Origin of the sequence: Streptomyces sp. ID05-39B, assembly GCF_033794725.1 — a bacterium.
Taxonomy (GTDB): Bacteria; Actinomycetota; Actinomycetes; order Streptomycetales; family Streptomycetaceae; genus Streptomyces; species Streptomyces bobili.
The window spans coordinates 1-5,849 of record NZ_JARGEF010000361.1 but is presented as its reverse complement, the minus strand read 5'-3'; the positions used below and the strand labels follow the sequence as shown (position 1 = coordinate 5,849).

Here is a 5,849-nt window from a genome sequence, read left to right as displayed (position 1 = left end):
TCGCCCCCTTGTCCGCCCCCTCCTCCCCCGCCGTCGGCGGGATACTGGTTGAGCTGCAACTGCGTCGCGTGCTTCTCGGCCGCCTCGGCCTTCAACTGCTCCCACTCGTCCCACGCCATACGTTCCCCGTCCCCCGACGCTCCGCGCGGCGCGTTCCGCCGCACGCAGTTCATGATCTGTTCGACTGTAACCACCGACCGAGCCGCGCCACGAATCGCATGCGGTTCGATGCCCCCACCTGTCGAGGACCTCCACATCGCCTGCGCAGCGGGGCCGCCCGCCGGACGGACGCGGACGAGGACCGGTCGGGAACCGCCGCGATGCGACGCTCATGGGTCGTCCTGCTCCTGTCGTGCGTTCGAACCCCGCGTCCCTTCGGACCGAGGGTCAGCCGCGTGGAGGGTTCCGGCGTGGTGTGAGGACGGCGTTGGGCAGGGCCGGTGCGGGAAGCCGGTTGCCCGGATAGCCCTCGACCTGGCCGAAGCGGTCGGAGGCGGCCTCCCAGTCCGCTCGGGCGCGGACGATGTCCTCATGGCTGCGGCCGATGAAGTTCCACCACATGATGATCTCCTCCTCGAAGGGAGGGCCGCCCAGCAGAACGGTCCGCGCCGGGCCCTGCGACTCGTTCACCAGCGTCAGGGCACCGGCACCGGTCGGCACGTAACCCAGCTCGGCCGGGCGCAGCAGGGTGCCTGAAAGCCGGACGTCACCGCTGTCGACGAGGAGGCCGTGCTCGAAGGCGGTGTCCACCGTGAGGCTGACCGTGGCACCCGGTTCGAGGACGATCTCGGCGCCGAGGAGAGGTGTGAAGGTCCGCACCGGTGAGACGGTCCCGGCGAGCGCCCCGAGGAAGACCCTGATCTCGGCCCCGTCGACCCGTACGGGCTGGGGGACGTGGTGCTGGAAGTCGCGCTCGGTGTTTTGGTGCTCCGCGGGCAGTGCCACCCACAGCTGGACGCCGTGGAGCACGGTGGTGGCCGGGGTGGAGACCTCCGAGTGGGCGATGCCGTATCCGCCCGTCATGAGGTTCATCTCGCCCGGCCGGATGAGCGCATGGGTGCCCAGGCTGTCGCGGTGCTCGATCTCCCCGCTGAACAGCCAGCTCACTGTCTGGAGTCCGGTGTGCGGATGCGGTGCGACGTCCATGCTGTGCCCCGCGGCCACCTCGACGGGGCCGTAGTGATCGGCGAAGCACCATGCTCCGATCAGGGTCCGGGCCCGTTGGGGCAGCGTGCGCCGCACGCGCATCGCGCGCGGCCCGCCGAGTGGTACGTCCCGGGCGGTCAGCACTTCGGCCCCGGACGCCGCATCGGCGGCCTGTCCACCGTCGACCTGGGCACCGCACCTCAGCTCCGCGGGTTCGGTTTCCACATTGCTCACCGGGACCACCTCCTGCGATCATCTAGTTGTTGCATCAACTATCATGCCATGCCTCCTGGGCGCCAGGCTCGCACGCCACCGCGCCACGAGCCCCTGGCTCCCCGACTCGGACGCGCCGTCAACGGGCCCGGCAGCCGCTCGCAGCGGCCGAGCGACGCGCAGTGGGCAAATCCCCGTGGTGACCGATGCGTTGGCGCAGTATCTATCGGGTACGCGTACGGCCACTGCCGTGCAGGAGCCAACTCGACACCAGCAGAGAGGCCACCATGCCCGCCGAACTGTCCGACAGCCTCAAGGCGCTCCTCGACTCCCCCGTGTTCATCACCGTCGCCACCCTCCAGCCCGACGGCAGCCCGCAGGCGTCCCCGGTGTGGGTGAAGCGCGACGGTGACGACGTGCTGTTCTCCACGACCGTCGACCGCCAGAAGTACAAGAACCTCACGCGTGACCCCCGGGTCACCTTCGTCGTACAGCCCGCCGACTCGCCGTACACGTACGCCGAGGTCCGCGGCACCGCGGAGGTGAGCAGCGAGGGCGCCCGTGAACTGATCGACGAGCTGTCGGTCAAGTACACCGGCAAGCAGTACGCGGACTTCAACCCGGCCTCGGTCAACGACGCCGACCGCGTGATCGTGAGGATCAAGGCGCGCAAGGTGGTCGGAGCCTTCTGACGGTCCGCCGGGCGGGGCGGACCTGACCACTCACGGCAGCGATCCCTTCCGTAACGGCGGGGGCGGCCCCGGCAAGGCGCGGGGCCGCCCCTGTGCCGGTTCACCACTGGGCGACGAGCGGTGCGTCCGGCCCGTGCCGCCGCCAGGACTCGGTGAGGCGGACCAGGCGGGCGGGGGCGGCGATGCCGCGCACGGTGGCGATCCTGCCGTGGGCGATGTCGAACGTCACCGCGCCGACGACCTGCTCGCCGAGGACGAAGAGGATGGCCGGGGCGCCGTTGACCGACGCGTAGTGGACGGCGGGCGAGCCGCCGGCGAGACGCCGTTTCGCGGGCGTGGCTTTGAAGCCGGCCCGTGCGACGGCGGCGACGCGCTGCGGAGTGTCGTACCGCAGCAGCTTCTCGGTCAGTCCTGCGCCGTCGGAGATCGCGGTCACGTCGTCGGTGAGCAGCGCCACCAGCCGTTCCGTGCGGCCCGAGGAGGCGGCGGCGAAGAATTCCTCGACGATCCTGCGGGCGGACGCCGGGTCGGCCTCGCCACCGCGGCGCGCGGCGGTGACGCGGCGCCGGGCCCGGTGGAGGTGCTGCTGGCTGGCCGACTCGGTGATGTCGAGGATCTCGGCGATCTCGGCGTGGCTGTAGGAGAACGCCTCGCGCAGGAGATACACGGCCCGTTCGAGGGGTGCCAGGCGCTCCATGAGCGTCAGCACGGCCAGGGAGACCGATTCGCGCTGCTCGAAACGGTCGGCCGGGCCGAGCATCGGGTCGCCGTCGAGGAGCGGTTCGGGCAGCCAGGCGCCGACGGTGCGTTCGCGGCGGGCCTGTGCCGAGCGGAGCCGGTCCAGGCAGAGGTTGGTGACGACCTTGGTCAGCCATGCCTCCGGCACCCTGATCCGCTGCCGGTCGGCGGCCTGCCAGTGCAGGAAGGCGTCCTGTACGGCGTCCTCGGCGTCGGCGGCGGAGCCCAGGAGCCGGTAGGCCAGCGAGGCCAGCCGGTCGCGGCCGGCCTCGAACCTGCCGGTGTCGAAGTGATCGGTGGCGGTGCTGTCCACGCCGGCCACCCTAGGCGGCGACACGGTTCACGGCGGACGCGTCCGGCACGGCGGCCAGACGACGCCGGCGCTTGGGCAGACCGAAGGTCGGATGCGAGGTGGCCCACAGCGACGTCCTGAGGATGGCCGCCTTGATCCGCGCGGCCTTCCTGCCGCCCATGTACTTCGGCTTCGCCCGCGCCGCGTCGTCGACCATCTGCAGGATCCCGTCCCGCCTGCCGAGGCTGATGTGGTTGGCCAGGTACTCCAGCTTGGTGTTCGGGATCTTACCGCCGGTCAGGCGTGCCACGATCGCGGCCGTGGCCTGCATACCGGTGTAGCCGGCCGAAGCGCAGGACATCGGCAGCGGCAGGCCGTTGTCGCCGACGGCGTGGACACTGTCGCCGACGGCGTAGACGTTCGGGTGCGAGAGCGACCGCATGGTCCGGTCGACGACGATCCGGCCGTCCTCGGTGACCTCCAGCCCGCCGGTGGCGGCGATGGGGCCGACCGCGAACCCGGCGGTCCACACGGTCGCGTCGGACGCCAGGGCGGTGCCGTCGGCGCAGAGCACCCGCGCCTCTTCGACCGCTTCGACGCCGGCGTGCTCCCTGACAGTGATGCCCAGCCGGTCGCAGGCCTGGCGCAGATGGCGGCGGGCTCCGGCGGAGAGCCGGGCGGCCAGCTCCCCCCGGGCGACCAGCGTCACCGACAGTCCGGGCCGGGATTCGGCGATCTCGGTGGCGGTCTCGATGCCGGTCAGCCCGTCGCCGACGACCACCACACTCCCGCCTTCGCCCCGCCCGCCCAGGCGGTCCAGGCGTTCGCGCAGGCGCAGCGCCGAGGGCCGGCCGGCGACGTCGAAGGCGTGCTCGGCCACTCCGGGGACGCCCTGGTCGGCGACGTGGCTGCCGAGCGCGTAGACAAGCGTGTCGTAGGCCAGCTCGCCACCTCCGTCGGCGTCGGCCACGGCGACGACCTGACGCTCGGGGTCCACGGCCGTGACCCGGGCCTGCCGCAGCCGTACCCCCGTGCCCGCGAAGACGTCGGCGAGCTTCGGGGCCTCGATCCTCTGGCCGGCCGCGAGCTGGTGCAGCCGCAGCCGCTGGACGAAGTCCGGCTCGGCGTTGACGACGGTGATCTCGGTGTCCTGCGCGGACAGCCGGCGGGCCAGGGTCCCGGCCACGTAGGCCCCGGCATAGCCGGCGCCGAGGACGAGGATGCGGTGCTTCATGTGTCGCTCCTGTCGATTCGCTTGTTCCCGGAAACTTGAGCGGAACAGCACCCCGATTACTGACAGGAACCGCATGTGGCGTGCGTCACAGAGGTGCGCCCTCGGGATGAGACCGGCCCTCACCAACCCGTCCGGCACTAGAGGAGGCCGTAGGCCCACGAATACACCTATGCAGGGTGAAACCCAGACCTCTTGACATCGCGGGGCGTGGAATTTATCCAGACTCCTGGAGAGGTTTGCCCATAGCCGCGGATGGCAACGCGATGGAACGGCGCAGGCGCCCGTGGGGCCGGTCGCCGGACGGCCTTGGGTGGTCGCCCGCTTCGTCGGGCACCGTCATCTGTCACGGGTCCGGGACGCGGACGGAGGAGAGGATCATGACACGGGCAGTGGGAATCGACCTCGGGACGACGAACTCGGTGGTGTGTGTGCTGGAGGGCGGTGAGCCCACGGTCATCACGAACACGGAGGGAGCGCGCACCACGCCCTCGGTGGTCGCCTTCTCCAAGACCGGCGAAGTGCTGGTCGGCGAGGTGGCCAAGCGTCAGGCGGTCACCAACGTGGAGCGGACCGTGCGCTCGGTCAAGCGCCACATGGGCGAGGCGCAGTGGCGGTTCCCGGACAGCGGCAGCGTCGACGGCAAGCGGTACACGGCGCAGGAGATCTCCGCCCGCGTGCTGCAGAAACTGAAGCGCGACGCGGAGTCGTATCTCGGTGAGGACGTCACGGAGGCCGTCGTCACCGTCCCGGCGTACTTCAACGACTCCCAGCGCACCGCGACCAAGGAGGCCGGGGAGATCGCCGGACTGAAGGTGCTGCGCATCATCAACGAGCCCACCTCCGCCGCCCTGGCCTACGGCCTCGACAAGGAGAACGACCAGACGGTTCTCGTCTTCGACCTCGGTGGCGGCACGTTCGACGTGTCGCTCCTGGAGATCGGTGAGGGCGTGGTCGAGGTCAAGGCCACCAACGGTGACACGCATCTGGGCGGCGACGACTGGGACCAGCGGATCGTCGACCACCTGGCCCAGCAGTTCAGGAACAACTACGGCATCGACCTGTCCAAGGACAAGATGGCCGTGCAGCGGCTGCGCGAGGCCGCCGAGCGGGCCAAGATCGAGCTGTCCTCGTCCTCCGAGACGACGATCAACCTGCCGTACGTCACCGCCTCGGCCGAGGGACCGCTGCACCTGGAGGAGAAACTCACCCGCGCCCAGTTCCAGCAGCTGACCGGAGATCTGCTGGAACGCTGCAAGGGGCCCTTCCACCAGGCGATCAAGGACGCCGGCATCAAGGTCGGCGACATCGACCACGTCATCCTGGTCGGCGGCTCGACGAGGATGCCCGCGGTGACCGAACTCGTGCGGGAGCTGACCGGCAAGGATCCGCACAAGGGCGTGAATCCGGACGAGGTCGTCGCCATCGGCGCCGCGTACCAGGCCGGTGTCCTCAAGGGTGAGGTCAAGGACGTCCTGCTCCTCGACGTGACCCCGCTGTCCCTGGGCATCGAGACCAAGGGCGGCATCATGACCAA

General features: G+C 70.5%; 5 protein-coding genes. 2 read left to right on the top strand and 3 right to left on the bottom strand.

Going from position 1 to position 5,849, the window contains the following annotated elements; translation table 11 throughout:
• Positions 1–387: 387 nt before the first annotated feature.
• Entirely contained in the window at positions 388–1,380 is a 993-nt protein-coding gene (locus P1P75_RS38945) for a pirin family protein (protein WP_319264297.1), read from the bottom strand.
• 266 nt (positions 1,381–1,646) lie between these two features.
• Between P1P75_RS38945 and P1P75_RS38940 the strand changes: the two genes are divergently transcribed.
• The gene (locus P1P75_RS38940; protein WP_319264295.1) at positions 1,647–2,051 is read left to right on the top strand and encodes a PPOX class F420-dependent oxidoreductase; all 405 of its coding nucleotides are present in this window, start codon (positions 1,647–1,649) and stop codon (positions 2,049–2,051) included.
• Positions 2,052–2,151: 100 nt separating this feature from the next.
• Here P1P75_RS38940 and P1P75_RS38935 read toward each other — a convergent pair whose 3' ends face one another.
• Positions 2,152–3,102 (bottom strand): sigma-70 family RNA polymerase sigma factor, encoded by a 951-nt coding sequence (locus P1P75_RS38935; protein ID WP_319264293.1) that lies wholly within the window; start codon positions 3,100–3,102, stop codon positions 2,152–2,154.
• Positions 3,103–3,112: 10 nt separating this feature from the next.
• A complete protein-coding gene (locus P1P75_RS38930) occupies positions 3,113–4,315 on the bottom strand; it encodes an FAD-dependent oxidoreductase (protein ID WP_319264291.1) in 1,203 nt (400 codons plus the stop codon).
• 377 nt (positions 4,316–4,692) lie between these two features.
• Between P1P75_RS38930 and dnaK the strand changes: the two genes are divergently transcribed.
• A partial coding sequence (dnaK, locus tag P1P75_RS38925) for a molecular chaperone DnaK (RefSeq protein WP_319264289.1) occupies positions 4,693–5,849 on the top strand: 1,157 nt, incomplete at its 3' end.